General features: G+C 68.5%; 1 protein-coding gene and 1 pseudogene. Both read right to left on the reverse strand.

Annotated elements, in window-relative coordinates:
- Positions 1–326, reverse strand: a pseudogene (locus AC1DTN_RS39400) (ABC transporter permease); the annotation flags it as partial.
- Positions 323–502, reverse strand: a 180-nt coding sequence (locus AC1DTN_RS39405) for an ABC transporter permease subunit (protein WP_477925705.1), incomplete at its 5' end; no start/stop codon positions are given. The gene AC1DTN_RS39405 and the pseudogene AC1DTN_RS39400, both read right to left, overlap by 4 nt.

The raw sequence follows: 502 nt of genomic DNA on the forward strand, positions 1-502 counted from the left end.
GTGTCGATCWTGCCGCCGTGAAAGCCCGCCCACAGGCCCAGCGCCGTGCCGGCCAGCGCCGCCAGCGTGGCGCCGGCAAAGGCGACGATCATCGCCGGCCGCGCGCCGTAGATCAGGCGCGAGAGGATGTCGCGGCCCAGGCTGTCGGTGCCGAACAGGTGGCCGGCCTCGCCATCGGCGCTCCAGGCCGGGGGCAGGCTGGAGGCCATGAGGTCCTGTTCCAGCGGATCGTGCGGCGCGAGCCAGCGCGCGAAGAGGGCGCAGACGATCACGAGGGCCAGCACGCCGAAGCCGAACCACACGCGTTTCTGAAAATGGAGGGTCATTTGCGCAGCTTGGGATTCAGTCGGATGTTGAGCAGGTCCACCGCCAGGTTCACGACGATGAACAGCACGGCAAAGGTCAGCACGATGCCCTGGATCAGCGGCAGGTCGCGGTTGATCACCGCGTCGATGGCCATGTTGCCCAGCCCCGGCAGGCCGAACAGGCGCTCGATCAGCAC

Source organism: Rhizobium sp. 01T444 (assembly GCF_056398305.1).